15 protein-coding genes are annotated in these 19,402 nt (G+C 58.7%); 7 read left to right on the top strand and 8 right to left on the bottom strand.

Annotated features, from left to right (window positions below; genetic code table 11):
* Positions 1-1,245: Nramp family divalent metal transporter (locus ABI171_RS10565; protein ID WP_348092513.1), on the top strand; the 1,245-nt coding region annotated here is incomplete at its 5' end.
* Between the two features lie 6 nt (positions 1,246-1,251).
* On the opposite strand, the gene ABI171_RS10560 is transcribed toward ABI171_RS10565, so the two are convergent.
* Positions 1,252-2,439, bottom strand: coding sequence for an acyl-CoA dehydrogenase (locus tag ABI171_RS10560; protein WP_348092512.1), 1,188 nt, complete (start codon positions 2,437-2,439; stop codon positions 1,252-1,254).
* Between the two features lie 206 nt (positions 2,440-2,645).
* Between ABI171_RS10560 and ABI171_RS10555 the strand changes: the two genes are divergently transcribed.
* Both ABI171_RS10555 and ABI171_RS10550 read left to right on the top strand, forming a co-directional pair.
* Positions 2,646-3,872 (top strand): molybdopterin-dependent oxidoreductase, encoded by a 1,227-nt coding sequence (locus tag ABI171_RS10555; protein ID WP_348092511.1) that lies wholly within the window; start codon positions 2,646-2,648, stop codon positions 3,870-3,872.
* Positions 3,873-3,881: 9 nt separating this feature from the next.
* Positions 3,882-4,223 carry a cytochrome c gene (locus ABI171_RS10550; RefSeq protein WP_348092510.1) on the top strand — a complete coding sequence of 114 codons (342 nt, stop codon included), beginning with the start codon at positions 3,882-3,884 and terminating at the stop codon, positions 4,221-4,223.
* A gap of 197 nt (positions 4,224-4,420) precedes the next feature.
* Here the strand turns inward: ABI171_RS10550 and ABI171_RS10545 are convergent, their stop codons facing one another.
* The 3 genes from ABI171_RS10545 to ABI171_RS10535 all read right to left on the bottom strand — a co-directional run bounded on the left by ABI171_RS10545 (position 4,421) and on the right by ABI171_RS10535 (position 6,666).
* Positions 4,421-4,726, bottom strand: a complete 306-nt coding sequence (locus tag ABI171_RS10545; RefSeq protein WP_348092509.1) for a hypothetical protein — start codon at positions 4,724-4,726, stop codon at positions 4,421-4,423.
* Positions 4,727-4,764: 38 nt separating this feature from the next.
* Positions 4,765-5,880, bottom strand: a complete 1,116-nt coding sequence (locus ABI171_RS10540; protein WP_348092508.1) for an alkene reductase — start codon at positions 5,878-5,880, stop codon at positions 4,765-4,767.
* Between the two features lie 186 nt (positions 5,881-6,066).
* Positions 6,067-6,666: a TetR family transcriptional regulator C-terminal domain-containing protein gene (locus ABI171_RS10535; RefSeq protein WP_348092507.1), complete on the bottom strand. Its 600-nt coding sequence runs from the start codon at positions 6,664-6,666 to the stop codon at positions 6,067-6,069.
* Positions 6,667-6,976: 310 nt separating this feature from the next.
* Between ABI171_RS10535 and ABI171_RS10530 the strand changes: the two genes are divergently transcribed.
* Positions 6,977-8,221 (top strand): MFS transporter, encoded by a 1,245-nt coding sequence (locus ABI171_RS10530; RefSeq protein WP_348092506.1) that lies wholly within the window; start codon positions 6,977-6,979, stop codon positions 8,219-8,221.
* 20 nt (positions 8,222-8,241) lie between these two features.
* Here the strand turns inward: ABI171_RS10530 and ABI171_RS10525 are convergent, their stop codons facing one another.
* The 4 genes from ABI171_RS10525 to ABI171_RS10510 form a co-directional block, all read right to left on the bottom strand.
* Positions 8,242-8,712 carry a hypothetical protein gene (locus ABI171_RS10525; RefSeq protein ID WP_348092505.1) on the bottom strand — a complete coding sequence of 157 codons (471 nt, stop codon included), beginning with the start codon at positions 8,710-8,712 and terminating at the stop codon, positions 8,242-8,244.
* Positions 8,713-8,850: 138 nt separating this feature from the next.
* Positions 8,851-10,302, bottom strand: a complete 1,452-nt coding sequence (locus ABI171_RS10520) for an efflux transporter outer membrane subunit (RefSeq protein ID WP_348092504.1) — start codon at positions 10,300-10,302, stop codon at positions 8,851-8,853.
* A 2-nt stretch (positions 10,303-10,304) separates the two neighbouring features.
* A complete protein-coding gene (locus ABI171_RS10515) occupies positions 10,305-13,547 on the bottom strand; it encodes an efflux RND transporter permease subunit (RefSeq protein ID WP_348092503.1) in 3,243 nt (1,080 codons plus the stop codon).
* Between the two features lie 85 nt (positions 13,548-13,632).
* On the bottom strand, positions 13,633-14,844 hold the full coding sequence (locus ABI171_RS10510) for an efflux RND transporter periplasmic adaptor subunit (RefSeq protein ID WP_348092502.1): 1,212 nt from the start codon (positions 14,842-14,844) through the stop codon (positions 13,633-13,635).
* A 448-nt stretch (positions 14,845-15,292) separates the two neighbouring features.
* Here ABI171_RS10510 and ABI171_RS10505 point away from each other — a divergent pair, with 448 nt between their 5' ends.
* The 3 genes from ABI171_RS10505 to ABI171_RS10495 all read left to right on the top strand — a co-directional run bounded on the left by ABI171_RS10505 (position 15,293) and on the right by ABI171_RS10495 (position 19,376).
* A complete protein-coding gene (locus tag ABI171_RS10505) occupies positions 15,293-15,916 on the top strand; it encodes a TetR/AcrR family transcriptional regulator (protein WP_348092501.1) in 624 nt (207 codons plus the stop codon).
* Between the two features lie 362 nt (positions 15,917-16,278).
* Positions 16,279-16,803: a fimbrial protein gene (locus tag ABI171_RS10500; protein WP_348092500.1), complete on the top strand. Its 525-nt coding sequence runs from the start codon at positions 16,279-16,281 to the stop codon at positions 16,801-16,803.
* Positions 16,804-16,898: 95 nt separating this feature from the next.
* Positions 16,899-19,376, top strand: a complete 2,478-nt coding sequence (locus ABI171_RS10495) for a fimbria/pilus outer membrane usher protein (RefSeq protein ID WP_348092499.1) — start codon at positions 16,899-16,901, stop codon at positions 19,374-19,376.
* The last annotated feature ends 26 nt before the right edge of the window (positions 19,377-19,402 follow it).

The raw sequence follows: 19,402 nt of genomic DNA, 5'->3' as shown, positions 1-19,402 counted from the left end.
GGCCCGTTCTGGAAAAAAATCCTGCGTTTCATCGGCCCCGGTTTGCTGATCTCGGTGGGCTACATGGATCCGGGTAACTGGGCCACTTCGATCCAGGCCGGTTCGCAGTTCGGCTATCAATTATTGTTTGTGGTGTTGCTGTCCAGCCTGGCGGCGATTGTCCTGCAATGCCTGAGCATGCGGCTGGGGATTGCGACCGGGAAGGACCTGGCGGTGCATTCGCGTGAGCGTTACAGTCCTGCAGTCAGCAAGGGGATGTGGTTTTTTGCGGAGATTTCGATTGTCGCCTGCGATCTGGCGGAAGTGCTGGGCTGCGCGCTGGCGTTCAAGTTGCTGCTGGGCGTGTCGCTGCCGGCCGGCGTCCTCCTGACGGCATTCGACACCTTGCTGGTGCTGGGTTTGAAGGGCAAGGGCTTTCGCCAGATCGAGGCCATCATACTGGGGCTGGTGATGACCATTGCGGTCTGCCTGTTCGTCGAGTTGGCTTTCCTGAAGCCCGACTGGCATGCGGTTGCGGCTGGCATGGTGCCGTCGCTGAGCGCACTGGCCAGCCGCGAACCGCTGTATCTGGCGATCGGGATCCTGGGAGCGACAGTGATGCCGCACAATCTCTATCTGCATTCGTCGATAGTGCAAACGCGGGTGGTCGCCGATAATGACGGTAGCCGCAGGCAGGCAATCCAGCTGTCGCGGCTCGACACGATTGTGTCTTTACTGCTGGCGCTGGTGATCAACGCCGCGATCCTGGTGCTGGCGGCAAGCGCCTTTAACGTTACCGGCAATACTTCGGTGATCGAGATCGACCAGGCTTATCATCTGCTCGATCCGATTGCCGGCACCGCTGCGGCCAGCATCCTGTTCGGCCTGGCACTGCTGGCTTCCGGCCAGAGTTCGACCTTTACCGGCACGATTGCCGGCCAGGTGATCATGGAAGGTTTTCTCAACCTGAGAATTCCATGCTGGCAGCGGCGGCTGCTGACCCGCGGCCTGGCGCTGATCCCGGCGCTGGTCGGCGTGCTGACCTGGGGCGAGCATTCGGTTGGCCGTTTGCTGGTGCTGAGCCAGGTGGTACTGAGTTTGCAGCTGCCATTTGCCATGTATCCGCTGATCCGCCTCACCAGCCGCCGCGACGTCATGGGCGTGTTCGCCAATTCGCGCCTGACGGCGTCTGTCTCCTGGCTGCTGTTCGTGCTGATCTCGGCAGCGAATATCTGGCTGGTGCTGCAGGTGTTCGGCGTCGGTTAAAAGTCTTTAGTTGGCGAACGCAGCGATGCCGGTTTGCGCGCGTCCCAGGATCAGCGCATGCACATCGTGCGTGCCTTCATAAGTATTTACCACTTCCAGATTCACCAGATGGCGGATCACGCCGTACTCATCGGAAATGCCGTTACCGCCCAACATGTCGCGCGCCACGCGAGCGATATCGAGCGACTTGCCGCAGGAATTGCGCTTCATGATGGAAGTGATTTCAACCGAAGCACTGCCTTCATCTTTCATACGCCCCAACCGCAGACAGCCTTGCAACGCCATGGTGATTTCGGTTTGCATGTTGACCAGCTTTACTTGCACCAGCTGGTTGGCGGCCAGCGGCCGGCCGAACTGCTTGCGGTCCAGGGTGTACTGGCGTGCCGCATGCCAGCAGAATTCCGCTGCGCCGAGCGCGCCCCAGGCGATGCCGTAGCGCGCCGAATTGAGGCAGGTGAACGGGCCTTTCAAGCCGCGTACATCCGGGAAGGCGTTTTCTTCAGGGCAGAACACTTGGTCCATCACAATTTCGCCGGTGATCGAGGTGCGCAGGCCGACCTTGCCGTGGATGGTCGGCGTTGACAAGCCTTGCCAGCCTTTTTCAAGAATGAAGCCGCGAATCGCGCCCCCGTCATCCTTGGCCCAAATCACAAAGACATCGGCAATCGGGCTGTTGGTGATCCACATCTTGCTGCCGCTGAGGGCATAGCCGCCATCGACCTTACGTGCGCGCGTCACCATGCTGCCGGGATCGGAGCCATGGTCCGGCTCGGTCAGGCCGAAGCAGCCGATGAATTCGCCGCTGGCCAGTTTCGGCAGGTATTTTTTCTTGGTGGCGGGATTGCCGAATTCAAAGATCGGCAACATCACCAGCGAGCTTTGCACGCTCATCATGGAACGGTAGCCGGAATCGATGCGTTCGATTTCGCGCGCGATCAAGCCGTAGCTGACATAGTTCAGGCCGGCGCCGCCGTATTCTTCCGGAATGGTCGCGCCGAGCAAACCTAGCGCGCCCATTTCGCGGAAAATCCCGGCATCAGTTTGTTCATTGCGGAACGACAGCAGCACCCGCGGGACCAGCTTGTCGCGCGCATAGGCGGCGGCACTGTCGCGCACCATGCGTTCCTCGCTGCTGAGTTGCTGCTCCAGCAAAAGCGGATCGTCCCAATGAAAGCTGGCGTGTGATGAGGACATGCGTTTTCTCCAAAAATAGGCGCTTTGCGATCTACCTGTTTGGCAGGTAGATGCTAGCTTTGTAATTTGCTTTACGGGTTGCCATTATCGTACTAAAGTTCTTGTCATATTACCTGATACGGTGAGTGGGGCAGGCGACTGATCGTCGTTTGGCGGGAAGATCAGCTCGGATTATTACAACAATATTGATATGACAGGAGGCCACCATGAAATTCGATGAAAGCAATGGCGCACGCCGCAAGTTTTTACAGCAGGCTGGTTTTGCGGCCACTTCACTGGCGCTTGCGCCCATGCGCAGTTTTGCGGCCGCTACTAGCAGCATCCCGGTTGACAACGGCGAACGCGACCTGATCGCTTATCCGCAAAAGCGGCCGCTGATGCGCATCACGACCCGTCCGCCGCATCTTGAAACGCCTTTCAGCGTATTCAACGAAGGGCCGCTCACTGCTAATGATGTTTTTTTCGTGCGTTATCACCTGGCGAATATCCCGACGTCTATTGATGCCGGAACTTACCGCTTAAAAGTCAGCGGCCGGGTAACGCGCGAATTGTCGCTGTCGCTGGCCGAACTGAAAGCACTGGCGCCGGCTGTCGAAGTGGTGGCGGTCAACCAGTGTTCCGGCAACAGCCGCGCGTTTTCGACGCCACGGGTATTTGGCGCCCAACTCGGCAACGGTTCGATGGGCAATGCGCGCTGGATCGGCGTGCCGTTGAAGGCGGTGCTGGAGCATGCCGGCGTGCTGGGCGATGCGCGGCAGGTCAGCTTCAATGGCCTGGATGAGCCGGTGCTACCGACTACGCCGGATTTCATCAAGGCGCTCGACATCGATCACGCGCTGAGCGGCGAGCCGATCATCGCCTGGTCCATGAACGGAACGGACATTCCTTTTCTTAACGGTTATCCGATCAAGCTGATCGTACCTGGTTACTTCGGTACGTATTGGGTCAAGCATCTGAACCAGATTGAAGTGCTGGATCATGTTTTTGACGGTTTCTTCATGGCGACCGCGTACCGGGTGCCGGATAACGAATGCATGTGCGTGGAGCCTGGCAGCGCGCCGGGAAAGACGCGGCCGATATCGCGTTTGAAGACACGTTCGTTCATCACCAGCCTGCATGACGGTTCGGTGGTGCATGCCGGACGGCGGGTCGAGCTCAAGGGCATCGCCTTCGATGGCGGTAGCGGTATCAAGACGGTGGATATTTCCGCGGATGGCGGGCAGAGCTGGAAGAGTGCGGTGCTGGGCAAGGATCTTGGCAAATATTCTTTTCGTGAGTGGCGCTTTGGCCTGACGCCGGTGCGCAAGGGGCAGCTGCAGCTGATGGTGAGAGCGACCTCGAACGGCGGCGAGGTGCAGCCGTTGGTGGCGACCTGGAATCCGGCGGGCTATGCGCGGAATGTGATCGAAACCACCAAGATTAGCGTCGCTTAGGGGATTGCCATGAACTATTTTAAAACGATGGTTGTTGTTGCGTTCCTTGGGGTTGCGGGATGGTCGCCGGGTGTGGTGGCTGCGCCGGTGAGTATTACGCTGCCGCAGGAGACTGCGCAGTTGCGGCCTTCTACGCATCCGGGTTATGTGGTGGCTACGCAGATGTGTGCGATTTGCCATTCGGCGGATTATATTAATCAGCAGCCGGGGAAGATGACGTTGACGCAGTGGACGGCTGAGGTGACCAAGATGCAGCACGCTTATGGGGCGCCGTTGAGCGACGATCAAGTCAAACAGATCGGGGAGTATCTCGCGATTACGTATGGTAGTGAGAAGCCTGCATCTCAATAGCATATCCACCTCGGGGCAGCGACCCACTTTTTTAGTTAAATGGGGTCGGAGTTTTTTTACGATGGCTTTATCGTCGTAAATTACTCTGACCCCTTTTAACGGGCTACGGAGTACGTGCGGTTGCATTCGAAGCGTTTGCTACTCCGTGGATGCAAGCCGGGGCGGCCCGGCAGCCGCTTACTTTCTTTGCTTCGCCCCTAGCCGGGCGCCCGAAAGTAAGCAAAGAAAGGCGACCGCAAAGCCCTTGCCTTCCCTTCGGTCAGGTCCCCAAAAGAGGCGCGTGCCAGTCGGGTGAAGCACAAACTCGCTTCGCTCAAACATGTGCTCCACAATTCCCGACTGCCACGCGCCTCTTTTGGCAAGTTCTCAATGCGGGGTACTTCAAAAACAGCTTCAACTTCAAAAGCAACCTCAACTTCAAAAACAACTTCAACTGCAAAAATCGCAGCAACATCAAGACCAAAGCTCCAGGCGAAAAAAATCCCGCTCGCTGAATTTTTCACTGCGCAAGCGGGATTGGAGAAGACGTGGAAGACGTTGCTTATGCTTCAGTCAGCGCCGGGTAGTCGGTGTAGCCGTGTTCGCCTTCGCCGCCATACAGCGGCGCGTCTTTGAACGGCACATTCAGCGGCAGGTTGTGCTGCAAACGGTGTACCAGGTCCGGATTGGTGATGAAGGCGCGGCCGAAGGCGACCAGGTCGCCGTGGCCGCTGGCGATGGCTTCGCGGGCCATCATGCGGTCGTAGCCGTTGTTCACCAGCCAGGCGCCGTCGAAGCGTTGGTGCAGGGCTTCGTAATCGAAGGGGGCGTTGTCGCGCGGGCCGCCGGTGTGGCCTTCTACTACATGCAGGTAGGCCAGGCCGAATTTATTCAGCTGTTCTACCACGTAGTTGAACAGTGGTTGCGGTTGGCTTTCGCTGGAATCGTTGACTGGCGATACCGGCGACAGGCGCACGCCGACGCGGCCGCCGCCGATTTCGGTGGTGGTGGCGGCAACCACTTCCAGCAACAGGCGGGCGCGGTTTTCGATGCTGCCGCCGTAGTTGTCGGTGCGGTGGTTGGAGCCGTCGCGCAGGAAGCTGTCGAGCAGGTAGCCGTGGGCGCCGTGGATTTCGATGCCGTCGAAGCCGGCTTCCAGCGCGCGTCTTGCGGTCTGGCGGAAGTCATCTACGATGCCGGGGATTTCGGCGAGGGTCAGTTCACGTGGGACCGAGGTGTCGACAAAGCCTTCGCCGACCACGAAGGTCTTGGCGTCGGCGCGGATGGCCGATGGCGCTACCGGCGCTTTGCGGTCCGGCTGGAACGATACATGCGACATGCGGCCGGTGTGCCAGATCTGGACTACAATGCGGCCGCCTTTTTCATGCACGGCGTCGGTGATTTTTTTCCAGGCGGCGACTTGTTCCGGCGTGTGCAAGCCGGGAGTGTTGGCATAGCCTTGGGCTTGCGCAGACACCTGGGTCGCTTCGGTCACGATCAGGCCTGCGCCTGCGCGCTGGGCGTAGTACTTCAGGTTGAGTTCATTCGGCACATTGCCTTCGCCGGCGCGGTTGCGGGTCAGCGGCGCCATGACGATGCGGTTAGCTACCTCGATGTCGCCTATGCGCGCTGGTTGGAACAGACTGTCTTCGGTACGGGCTTCTTTGGTGTGATTCATATTGATTCCTTCTTTAATAAAACGCGCTCAGGCGCTGGGTGGTTTTCGTTACAGCAGACAAAACAAATTTCTATATTCTTTAAATGACCGGTCGTCTTAAATATCTTTTTTATAAAATCGTTCAATTTCTCCCGCTTGCGTTTGCTGCATGATGCTGGACTATGCGGGGAAGGGCGATACGGCTGATTATTGCGGCAAGAAAAAATAATCGAACATCAAATCCACGCAAGCGCGCACCGGAGTCGTCGAGCGCTCGATCTTCATGCGCAGCAAAGCGCCTTCCCATGCATTCCAGAAAAAATCGGCGAGCTGTTCGGCGCTCAGGTCGGTGCGTACCGAGCCATCGGCCTGGGCCCGGCGCAGGTAGCCGACAAACCGCTTGCGCCAGCCGCTCACCACTTCTTGCAAGGTGAGGCGGCAAAGTTCGCTGGACTCTGACATTTCCGCCGCAAAATTTCCGAGCAGGCAGCCGGCTTTCACTTCGCACTGCTCGTGATAAGTGATCATGCGTTCGTAGGTGTAGCGCAACGCCGCCAGCGGCGGTTCCGGGCCTTCGGCAAAGTACGTCGACCATTTATCGGCAAAACCGTCCGCATAGTACGAGATGACTTCGCCGCCGAAATCTTCCTTGCTCTTGAAATAGTTATAGAACGACCCTTTCGGAACGCCGGCGGCATCGACGATTTCCTTGATGCCCGTGCCGTTATAGCCTTGCTCAGCGAATAGCTTGAGCCCGGTTTCCAGCAGCGTTGCGCGGGTGTCGTTGAGGGTGTGAATTTTATCCATTCCGCCATTATATGACCAGTCGTCTTAAATTGCTTGGCGCGCTCATATAATTAATTTTTTGGCACCAATATAGTGATTGAATCAAGATGGAAAACTGCCGCACCAGACGCGCTCAGAAATGTGTTTCATCCGAGATGAAAAGCGCATATTTAATTTGCGAAACCAAGTAAAGTATTGCGCAATACGGGTATCATTTGTACAAGGTTCCTATCGGGAATCTTCGGCCTCGCACTCACTCACTTCGCTTGCTTACCCAGTTCGCTGCTTTCAAAGAGTTGCCATCATTTTTACTGCAATCCGTCTATTTTTCATGCGCAAGCTGTCGGTCGATCCGATGCTGCGCCACTACGACTTCCGCCGCTTCTGGCTGACCACCACCATCGCCAGCTTCGGCGAACAAATCAGCAGCCTTGCCATTCCGCTCACCGCCGTGCTGTTGCTGCACGCGACGCCGGCGCAGATGGGCTTGTTGATCGCCTTGCAGACACTGCCGTTCGCCTTGTTTTCGCTGCCTGCCGGGGTCTGGCTCGATCGCCGCAGTAAATATCCGGTGCTGCTGTGGTCGGAGTTCATGTTCGGCTGTGTACTGGTAATGATACCCATCAGTTACTGGTTGGGGCTGTTGTCGATGCATGTGCTGTACGCGGTGGGATTCATGATGGGCATCGGTTTCGTGGTGGGCGGCAGCGCTGCCCAGGTGTTTTTGGCGCAGCTGGTTGGGCGTGAACACTTGCTCGACGCGCAAAGCAAATTTGCCGCCACCGATTCGATGGCGCGCCTGATCGGCCCCGGCATCGCCGGCATGCTGGTGCAAGTACTGACGGCGCCAGTGGCGGTGCTGGTGAATGCGCTCAGCTTCCTGGTCTCATGGTGGAACCTGCGCTATCTGCGCAAGCGCGATCCTTATCCGGCGCCATCCAACCGTCATCCGTTCCGCGAGATGGTGGATGGCATCAAGATGGTGAAAAATCACGAAGTGCTGTGGGCGCTGGCCTGGGGCACTGCGCTCTGGCAAATCCTGTTTAACGGTTACCTGGCGCTGCAGATTCTGTTTGCCACCCGCCAGCTGGACATGTCGCCGGGCGTGCTGGGCGCGGCGCAAACGCTGGGCGGCTTGGGCGTGCTGGTCAGTTCGATGCTGCTGAAACCGCTGTCGCGCAAGTTCGGCAGCGGCCGCACGATCCTGATCGGCCTTGGCGGCACGGCGCTGGCGTGGATGCTGCTGGCGATGATTCCGCCGGCGCTGTTCGGCTCGTCGCTGATGAGCGCGCTGGCTTACGGCATCGTGGTGTTTGTCTTCGATTGCAGCGCCATGCTGTATTTCATGCCGTACCTGGCCTTGCGCCTGAAGTTGACGCCGGATGCGTTCCACGGCCGCATGGTGTCGACCATGCGTTTCATGACCGTTGCGGCGGCGCCGCTGGGCGCCTTGTCGGCCGGCTGGATCGCTGAGCATCTGGGGGTACGCAGCGGCTTGATTGCGATTGCGGTGGGTGGTGGCCTGCTGACTTTCGGGCTGATAAAGGTTTCGCCTTTGCGCGACATTCGGGATTAAGTTCGGAATTAATTCCGGGATTAAGTTCTGGTTTTGAATTGATCCGGGACAGCGAGTCCTTCCCGTTCATCCTCCCATGCCAGCGACACCATCTTCCAGCCGTCCGTCATGCGGATAAGTTGCAGGGTCTTGACGCCATAGGCATGGAACGCCTTGCCATCCAGCACGCCGCTCTTTTCATATACGCAGTAGCGCTGTGCGATGCCGCCGAAAATATCGGTGCGGGCTGAGACTTCCTGTTCCTGAAAATCCACCAGCCGGCCGCCGTTCAGCAGTTTCAGGCGCGGTTCGATAAATTGCCGGAGCGTGTAGATGTCGCGTTCTGCGCCGCTGCACTTGGTGATCAATCCTTGAGGAATGAACATGCGATGGATGGCGTCGACATCCGGCTTGACGCCGTTCTTGTTGGTGAATACGGAAAAGAAGGCCTGTACCAATGCGTCAATTTCAGCTTGGTCGGCGTGATGTGCAGATGGCGTAAGAGTTGACATGTTTGCGAGGGCAGGTTGGCGTTGCTGAAAGACTAAACTGCCGATAAATGTCGCGCAAGCGGTATCTGAAAAAATGGCGATGTCCTGACGTTACGTCAGGCATCGCCACTTTCACATTTTTACACCATCAATTAATTGCTATTTTGCCATCGCCAGAGCCGCAGTGTTTGCAGGCGCATTCCAGCCGCCACCCAACGCCCGGATCAGTCCGACCGAAGCGACCGCCCGCTGGCCAACGCTTTGGCTCTTCGACCGCTGCGCGGAGAGGCTGGAGCGTTGTGCATCGATGACTTCAAAATAGCTGGTCGAGCCATTCTTGTAGCGCGAATCGGCGAGACGTGCGGCCAGTTGCGCCGATTTCACCGCGTCCTCCTGGAAGCGGATCTGATTATCCAGGGTGCGCATGGCGCTCAGGTTGTCTTCCACATCCTGGAAGCCGACCAGCACCTGTTGCCGATAGTTCGCTACCACCGACTCATAGTTGGCGTCGGCCTTGGCCAGGTTGGCCTTGTTGCGGCCGCCATCCAGCAAAGGCATGTTCAGGATGCTGCCGACCAGCGGCCCCAGCATCCAGCTGCGGCTGGACCACTGGAACAGGTTGTGCAGCGCGTCCGAAGCGAAACCACCGGAAGCGGTCAGCACCAGGCTCGGGAAGAAACCAGCCTTGGCGACGCCGATACGGGCGCTGGCTGCTGCCAGCTGGCGCTGCGCCTGGGCGATGTCCGGACGCCGTTCCAGCAGGTCAGACGGCAAGCCGGGCGGCACGCTGACCGTGACCGGCTCCAGCGGTGCGCTCGCCAGCGTGAACTGCGCCGGCGCCTTGCCGAGCAGGATCGCCAAGGCATGGTCGCGCTGGGCGCGGCTGCGGCTGACGCCTTCCTGTTCGGCCTGGGTCACCGACAGCTCGGTCTGGGCTTGCGCTACATCCAGCTCGCTGGTGTCGCCGGCGTCATAACGATGCTGCACCAGGCGCAGGTTTTCCTGGCGCAGCTTGACGGTTTGCTGCAATACGTCGAGTTCCGAATCGAGCGAACGAATCGCAAAATACTGCTGGGCGACGTCGGCTTGCAAAGCGAGCAGCACCGAGCGGTAGGCGGCTTCCTGTCCTTCGGCATCGAGGCGGGCGGCGCGGCTACTGTCCGACAGACGGCCGAACAGGTCGACTTCATAGGACGCGCCTAGTTGTGCCTGCCATTGAGTCGAGGCGCCATTGGCCGTGCCTTGGCGCGTCGGGCCGAAGCCCACGCCCAGCTGGAACGCCCGGTCGGCATCGGCCAGGCCGGCAGTGGCGCGGGCCTCCTTGACGCGCGCCATCGCCATCACCAGCGTCGGGCTGGACTGGGTGGCGTCGTCGATCAGCTTGCTGAGTTCGGCATCGTTGAATACCAGCCACCAGGCGCCGCGATCAGCAGCGTCGGCCGGCTGCGCCACTTTCCAGTTGCCGTCGAGTGCCGCCGTTTCCCGGTACTGGGCCGGCATGTCGATCGCTACTTGCTCAGGCGGTTTGGTGGTGGAGCAGCCCGCCAGCACCAGCGCCGCCATCAGCGCGGTCAGTTTTAGCGCAGTCAAGTCCAAATTAAATGTTTTCATGTTTAGATTCCTTCAATTTGCGCCGCAGTCGCGATCACCAGCGTCGCACCGCCATGCGGGGCAGGGCCGTGGCCATTGTTATTGTGATACGCCTCGGCTTCATGCTTGGGATGTGTCCAGCGCGACGCCAGGGTGCGCAGCAATACATAAAAGATCGGCGTCAGGAACAGGCCGAAAGCAGTCACCCCGATCATTCCCGAGAACACGGCCACGCCCATCGCATGGCGCATTTCTGCGCCGGCGCCGCTCGACAGGATCAGTGGCACCACACCCGCGATAAAGGCGATCGAGGTCATCAGGATAGGCCGCAGACGCAGGCGCGCAGCTTCAATCGCGGCGGCATAGATGGAGCGGCCCTGCAATTCCAGTTCATGGGCAAACTCGACAATCAGGATGGCGTTCTTGCACGCCAGTCCGACCAGCACGATCAGACTGATCTGCGTGAAGATGTTGTTGTCGCCCTTGGTCAGCCACACGCCGGCAATTGCAGAGAGTATCCCCATCGGCACGATCAGCAGCACCGCCAGCGGCAAGGTCAGGCTCTCATATTGCGCGGCCAGCACAAAGAACACCAGCAGGATCGACAGCGGCAAGATGATGAACAGCGTATTGCCGGCGATCTTGTCCTGGTAGGTGATTTCGGTCCACTCGTAGCTGATGCCGCGCGGCAGGGTTTCAGCGGCGATGCGTTCCACCACTGCCTGCGCCTGGCCGGTGCTGTAGCCCGGCGCCGGTCCGCCATTGACGTCGGCCGACGGGAAGGCGTTGTAGCGCACCGCTTGGTCGGGGCCATAGCTTTGGGTCATCTTCAGCAACGACGACAGCGGCACCATTTCACCCTTGTCGTTGCGCGCTTTCAGCAAGCCGATATCTTCAGCGTGGGCGCGGAACGGCGCATCCGCCTGAACCCGGACCTGGAAGGTGCGGCCGAACTTGTTGAAATCGTTCACGTACAAAGAGCCCAGATATATCTGCAAGGTATCGAACACCGACGGGATCGATACGCCCAGTTGCTGCGCCCGCACGCGGTCGACGTCCGCATACAGCTGCGGCACATTGATCTGGAAGCTGGAGAACATACCCGCCAGTTCCGGCGCCTGGTGCGCTTTCGCCATGAATGCTTGTAGTGCATCGTTCAGCGCCTGATTGCCCAACGCGCCACGGTCTTCGATCTGCAGCTTGAAGCCGCCGATAGTGCCCAGTCCCTGTACCGGCGGCGGCGGGAACACGGCGATGAAGGCGCCTTGGATTGCCGAGAATTTCTGGTTCAGCTGTTGCGCAATCGCTACACCACTTTGATCTGCGCCACGGCGCTCGTCAAACGGCTTGAGTGTAGTAAACACGATGCCGGAGTTCGGGCTGTTGACGAAGCCGTTGATCGACAGGCCGGGGAAAGCCACGGCGGATTCGACGCCAGGCTGTTTCAGCGCGATGTCTGACATCTTGCGCATCACATCCTCGGTGCGGTCCAGCGAAGCGGCATCCGGCAGCTGGGCAAAGCCGACCAGATACTGCTTGTCCTGCGCCGGGATGAAGCCGTTCGGCACGGTATGGAACAGCAGCATGGTGAGGCCGATCAATACCGCGTAGACGCCGAGTGCTGCCGTCTTGCGTTTGAGGATACCTGTCACGCCTTCGCCATATGAGGTCGAGCCGCGATGGAAGACGCGGTTGAACACGGTGAAGAAGCCACCGAAGACGCTGTCGATGGCGCGTTGGAATCCGTCTTTCTTGGCGCCATGGCCTTTCAGCAGAAGGGCTGCCAGGGCCGGCGACAAGGTCAGCGAGTTGAAGGCCGAGATCACGGTCGAAATGGCAATGGTCAGCGCAAACTGCTTGAAGAACTCACCGGTCAGGCCGCTGACGAAAGCCAGTGGCACGAACACGGCGCACAAGGTCAGGGCGATGGCGACGATCGGTCCGGAGACTTCGCGCATCGCTTTATAGGTCGCTTCCTTGGCGGACAGGCCGTTTTCGATATTCCGTTCGACGTTTTCCACCACCACGATGGCGTCATCGACCACGATCCCGATGGCTAGCACCAGCCCGAACAGGCTCAGCGCGTTGATCGAAAAGCCGAGGCCCATCATCACTGCAAAAGTACCGATGACCGATACCGGCACCGCCAGCAAGGGGATGATCGAGGCGCGCCAGGTTTGCAGGAAAATGATCACCACGATCACCACCAGCAGGATCGCTTCCAGCAGCGTGTGCACCACGGCTTCGATCGACGAACGGACGAACTGGGTCGGATCGTAGACGATCTTGTAGTCGACGCCTTCCGGCATGTCTTTCTTCAGTTCGGCCATGGTGGCGCGTACGTTGTCGGAAATTTCCAAGGCGTTCGAGCCGGGCGCCTGGAAGATCGGAATCGCCACGGCTTGCTTGTTGTCGAGCAGCGAGCGCAGTGCGTATTCGCTGGCGCCGAGTTCGATCCGCGCGACATCTTTCAGGTAGGTCACCACGCCATCCTGCGAAGTGCGGATGACGATGTTGCCGAACTCTTCTTCGTTCGCCAGGCGGCCGCGGGCATTTACCGAGATCTGGTAGTTCACGCCAGGCACGGAAGGCGAAGCGCCGATCACGCCGGCGGCGACGTTGACGTTCTGTTCGCGGATGGCGTTGACCACATCGGTCGCAGCCAAACCGCGTTCAGCCACCTTGCGTGGATCGAGCCAGACCCGCATCGAGTAATCGCCGGAGCCGAACAACTGCACCGAACCGATGCCGGGCAAGCGCGCCAGGCGGTCCTTGACGTTCAGCACCGCGTAGTTGCGCAGATAGGCCATATCGTAGCGGTCGTTAGGCGACAGTAAATGCACCACCATGGTCAGGTTGGGCGAGCTCTTGACCGTGGTGACGCCGAGCCGCTGCACCACATCCGGCAACCTTGGCAACGCCTGGTTGACGCGGTTTTGCACCAGCTGCTGCGCCAGGTCGGGCGAAGTGCCGAGCTTGAAGGTGATGGTCAGCGTCATCAGGCCGTCGGAAGTCGCTTGCGAAGACATGTACAGCATGCCCTCGACGCCGTTGATCTGTTCCTCGATCGGCGTGGCAACGGTTTCCGCGATGGTTTGCGGGTTGGCGCCTGGATACTGCGCCTTGACGATCACCGAGGGCGGAATCACTTCCGGGTATTCGGAGATCGGCAGGCTGAGCATGGAAATCAGGCCGCCGATCAAGATGATCGCAGATAACACGCCCGCAAAAATGGGACGGTCGATAAAGAATTTAGAAATATTCATAATGTTGGGCTCTGCCTGTATTTCTGCCTGAATTTTTGCCTGTATATAACGTCGATGCGATAGAAAATAATCGTCGGCGCCCTTGTTATTTAGCTGCAGCCACGGCTAATGCATCCTTCGCTGGCGCGAGGTCTTCACCGCTCATGGCCACCGTCACCGGTGTGACCAGGTCGTTCGGCCGGATCCGTTGCAAGCCGTTGACGACAATCCGTTCATCCTTCTTGAGGCCGGAGCGCACTACGCGCAAGCCGTCGACGACCGGGCCGAGCTTGACCGTGCGATAGGTAACCTTGTTGTCGGCGCCCAGCACCATGACGTACTTTTTGTCCTGATCGGTGCCGACCGCCTTGTCGTCGATCAGCACGGCGGTTTCCGCCGCCGAGCCGCCGGTGCGCACGCGCGCGTACATGCCGGGAGTCAGCGTGCCGTTCGGATTGTCGAATACCGCGCGTACCCGCATCGTGCCGGATGCCGTGTCGAGGCGGTTATCGAAAGCCTTGATCTGGCCCTGGTGCGGATAGCCGTCTTCGCTCGCGAGTCCGATGGAGACCGGCAGATGGCTGACGCCGGAGTTGCCGACCGCGCCGTTGGCGGCGTAGCGGATGTAGGTTTGCTCATCGACTTCAAAGTTGACGTACACCGGCGATACCGACACGACGGTAGTCAGGGCAGGGGAGCTGACGCCGGCCCCGACCAGGTTGCCCACGGTGATTTCAGCGCGTGACACCCGGCCGCTGACCGGAGCCGCAATCGCGGTGTATTGCAGGTTGAGGCGGGCGGTCAATACGGCCGCATCCGCTGCTTTCAAGCCGGCGTCAGCTTCCAGCAGGGCGTTGTTGCGCTGGTCCAGTTCACGCTGCGCCACCGCGTGTTCTTCGATCAGGCGGCTGGTGCGGGCCAGTTCGGTTTTCGCCAGCGACAATCCGGCCTGGGCGCCGGCCTGGGTAGCGACCGCGCGCGCCAGTTCGGCCTGGTAAGGGCGTGGATCGATGGTGAACAGCAGGTCGCCTTTCTTGACCAGTTGGCCTTCCTGGAAATGCACGGCATCGATGGTGCCGGAGACGCGTGGACGTATTTCTACGCGCTCGATGGCTTCGATACGGCCTGAAAAATCATCCCATTCAGTGACGGATTTTTCCAGTGCCGCCGCTACCGAGACAGATGCCGCGGCTGGCGGCGGGCTGGCCGGTTTGGCGGCGCGGCTGGTAAGCGTGAAAGTGCCGGCGGCGGCAAGGATGACGATGCCGACGGCGATCGCGATGGCTTTACGTGAAAATAATGGTGTCGAAGTATGCATTTTGGGACCCCTGGTGACGAGATAAGGCGAAATTGAAAGCTGAATAAATTGCAAAAAAACTGGTAAAGAAAGTTGTAGAGAACGGCGATTCGGAAATAATGGTGCGAGCGGCTGTTTCAGATAGGCAGGCCGGGCTCGGGAAGGGGTGTTTTGAGAAATCGGGCAATTGCTTCAAGTCACGATTAGCAATATAGAGCTTGCGAGCTGGTGGCCGATAGCCGCTTACTACGCACTTCTTGTCTGATCCTCCAAATCCTCCTGGTTGCCCTTATTCAAAAGTTAAAAAACAAGCCGGCAAATACGCGAAACATGATTCTGTGCGACACTAAATTTTCCTCAAGGCCATATCTGTGGCGCAACAATCACAATTCAATAGCGATCACTATGAATTAGAGTGCGACTCTAGCGGGGTTGTTTTCCGCTGTCAAGTAGTTTAATATCGATCACTATGGAAATGACACAGACCAAGCCGCGCAAGAAGCCCGGCCGCCCTTTATCCTTCGATAGGGAACAAGCGCTGGAAAGCGCGATGCTGGTTTTTTGGCGTTACGGGTATGAGGCGACTTCGCTCAACGACCTGACCAGCGCCATGGGGATCACCCCGCCCAGTCTGTACACCGCATTTGGCGACAAGGAACGCTTGTTCCTGGAAGCGGTCGAATATTATCTAGAGAAGAAACCCTGTTTCTTTGCCTCGATTGCCGCCGAAGCGCTGACCGCCAAGGAGGCCATCCGCAGTTATCTTGAGGTCATTGCGGTGTCGCAAAGCGATCCCAACCAGCCGCCCGGCTGCATGGTGGTCACCTCGGCCACCAATTGCACTGCGGCGTCATCGCATGTGCAGGAGGTGCTGGCGGATTACCGGATGCAGATGGAGAACGGCATCAAGGTTCGTCTGGACCGCGGCGTTAGCGAAGGCGATCTGGCAGCAGATACCGATACGGCGGCGCTGGCCAGTTTCTTCGTGACAGTCATCCATGGCATGTCAACCCAGGCGCGCGATAACGCCAGCCGGGAAAAACTGCTGGCGATAGGCGCGCAAGCGATGCGCGTCTGGCCGGATCCGTTGTGAGCACTCTTCGTTCAACGTCCGGGCGCTCTCGCTAGAGTCATCGCCGCACAGCCTTAACGCTCCATTCCCGAAAGCCCTCGTCAGAGGGCTTTTTTTCGCCTTTTTCTGAGACAAGGCAATGCCGAAGCCGGCTTTCGTTGAACTGCAGCAAGGCACATTGTTTAACAAAATACAAAATTTTTTAGGACAAGTCCTATGTTTTTGGTTTTTCCTAAGACAGATACTTCGCTTCACCGGAATGCCAGCTCTTTCTGAGGCTGTAACCCAAAGCGGGTAACCAACAGAAGGCATTCGGCGTGGCGGCCCTTCAGCCTGGGCTGCTTTTCAACGCTATCTTTTTAATTAAGTGGAATTACATCATCATGAAAAAATTAGTTGCTGCTACTGCTGTCATCGCTTTGTTTTCTTCGTTCGCGCATGCCGCGCCAGCTACCGGTAACCCAGGCACCATCCGCTTCATCGGTGAAATCGTATCGGGCGCATGCGGCATCGACCCAAGCTCGCTGGACCAGACCGTTTCACTGGGCCAGGTGCCTTCCAACCGATTCAAGGCAGTGGGCGATCGTTCGGATCCTACCAAGTTCGACATCATCCTGACCGAGTGCGATACCTCGACCCAGAAGAACGCGCAATTCACATTTACCGGTACCCAGGACCCGGTGGTTCCAGGCTTGTTCGCTACTACCGGCCTGGCCAAGAATGTCGGCATCCGCCTGCAAGCCAGCGCTGGCGAATTCCTCGACAACGGCAAGCAGCAAGTGGCGCCGGTTTCTCTGCAAAACGGCAATAACACAGTCTCTTTCGCTGCCATGTACGAAGCGACCGCGGCATCCGTGACAACCGGCGAAGCTGACTCCGTCGCCAACTTCACCGTGGCCTACAACTAATCGCGGCGTTTTAGCGATTGACCCAAAAAGGGGGCGCGTGCTCCCTTTTTCTTCTTTGTCATCCAGTGCTCCCAACGTTTCCAAAGGTATCGGTTGTGCCATATCGCCAGTTTTTACTGTTAGCGGCATTGTTCATCGCCAGCCAGGGCAGGGCGATCGAATTCAATTCGACCTTCCTCAACATCGATGGCAATTCGGATGTGAACCTTGAGCAATTCGCGCGCGCCAACTATACGGCGCCGGGAAAGTATGTGCTGGATGTCGCGGTTAACCGGCAGTTTTATGCGCAGCAGACAATCGAATTCATAGCGGCTGAGAATGGGCAGGAGAGTTATCCGTGCTTGCCCGAGGCGCTGGTGGCCACGTTCGGGCTCAAGCCTGCGCTCTTTGCGGAGCTGCCACGCACGGCGGCAGGCGCCTGTGTGAGGCTGGACGCGATCGATGATGTCGCCATCAGGTACATCAAGAAAACCGGCCGCCTGGCGATCAGCATTCCGCAAGCGTCGTTTGAATACGACGACCCCAACTACATTCCTCCGGCAGGCTGGAGCGACGGCGTCGACGGCATGTTGCTTGATTATCGCGTCATCGCCAATACGCGCCGCTCCAACCTGTATGGCAGCAGCAACCAGGTCAATACCTTGAGCAGCTATGGCACGGCAGGCGGCAATCTTGGTCCATGGCGCCTACGCGCCGATTACCAGGCGCAGAACAGTTCCGGCGACCAGAACTTCGGCTCGGACAACAAATCGTTTCAACTCAACCGGCTATATGCATATCGTGCTTTGCCGGGGATCCGATCGGATCTGTCGATCGGCGACAACTATCTGAACTCAGACGTGTTCGACACGTTTGCCCTGCGTGGCGCGACATTGAGCAGCGACGATCGCATGCTGCCGCCCAACCTGCGCGGCTACGCGCCGCTGATCAACGGCGTGGCGCGCACCAACGCCACGGTGACCGTCGCCCAGCAAGGCCGTGTCTTGTACTCGACCAAGGTGACGCCGGGAGCGTTCAGCATCCAGGACCTGAACAGCAGCGTGCAGGGTACGCTGGATGTGACTGTGCAAGAGGAAGACGGCACTGAACAGAAATTTACAGTCGCCACCGCGGCAGTGCCTTTTCTTTCACGCCAGGGAGAACTGCGCTACAAGATCAGCGCCGGCCAGCCGCGACTGTTTGGCGCCCGCGGCATTACCCCGGCGTTCACCGCCGCTGAAATAGCTTACGGCCTGCCCTATGACTGGACGGTATATGGCGGCATGATTGCGGCGTCCGGATATACCGCGCTGGCGGCAGGAACCGGGAAAGACTTCGGCGCCTACGGCGCCGTATCGGCAGACCTCACGACTTCGCGCGCCAAGCTATGGTGGAACGGCGAATCCACTTCCGGCAATTCCTACCGGATGAATTATTCCAAGCATTTCGACAAGATAGATACCGACCTGCGGTTCTTCGGCTATCGCTTTTCGGACCGCACTTTCAGCAATTTTTCGCAATTTACCGGCGATCCTTTTTCCTATGCACTGAACGCCGGCAAGCAACGCTATTCGGTGACATTGGCCAAGCGTTTTTCCGGTGTCTCGACCAACTTGTCCTACGATCACTCCACGTACTGGGATGTGGCGCCCACCGACCGCTTCGGCTTGTCGCTGGCGCGCACTGTGTCAATCGGCACACTGCGCAATGTCAGCGTGAATTTTTCCGCCTATCGCAGCAAGGATTACACCGGCAGCAACACCCAGGTCTATGCCGGCTTGACGATTCCGCTCGGCACCATGTCGATGATCTCCACCAATGTGCAAAGCACCAGCTACGGCGGCACTTCGACCAACACGGGCTACAGCGGCGATAACGGCGATGGCGTCAACTATCAGTTGTATGGCGGTGTCGGTGGCGGCAATCCATCGATCAGCGCCTATGTCGGCAAGAAGACCTCGTTCTATCGCGCACATGCATCGATGTCTGCGGATGCAGGCAACTATAGCGCCGCGTCAGCGGAAATTGACGGCTCCGTGGTCGTCACAAAATATGGCGTGACGCCGCATGGCAATGGCTCTAACGGTGATACGCGCCTGCTGGTGTCCACCGACGGCGTGCCGGATGTCGCCTTTTCCGGACAGGTGCGTTCCAATACCGCGGGCTATGCAGTGATCGACAGCCTGCCGGCATTCCAGGCTTACGATGCGCGCATCAACATGAACAAGCTGCCTTTGAACACCGATGTCGGTAATCCGGTGCGTCATCTGGCGTTGACAGACGGCGCCATCGGCTACGTCAATTTTTCGGTGGCGCGTGGGCGCAACGCTTACATCATCCTGAGCCAGGCAGGCGGCAAGGACGTGCCGTTCGGCGCCTCGGTACAGGACAGCAAGAGCAACAAGGAGGTCGGCATCGTCGGCGAGCACGGCATTACCTATCTGACCGGCGTCAAGCCAGATGCGGAACTGGTGGCGCGCTGGGGCGACGATCAAAGCTGCAAGCTGGCGGCGTTGCCGGCCGATCAGGTGCTGACGGGAACGGCCTCGCCGGTAGCTTGCCAACGCGAATCCCTCAAGGCGGCAAGCCGTTGAAATCCATTCGGAAATATTCAGGAGTA

Origin of the sequence: Collimonas sp., assembly GCF_039923675.1 — a bacterium.
Lineage (GTDB): Bacteria > Pseudomonadota > Gammaproteobacteria > Burkholderiales > Burkholderiaceae_D > Collimonas.
Note: the sequence above shows the minus strand (reverse complement) of the source record. Positions and strands in the feature narration are given on the sequence as shown.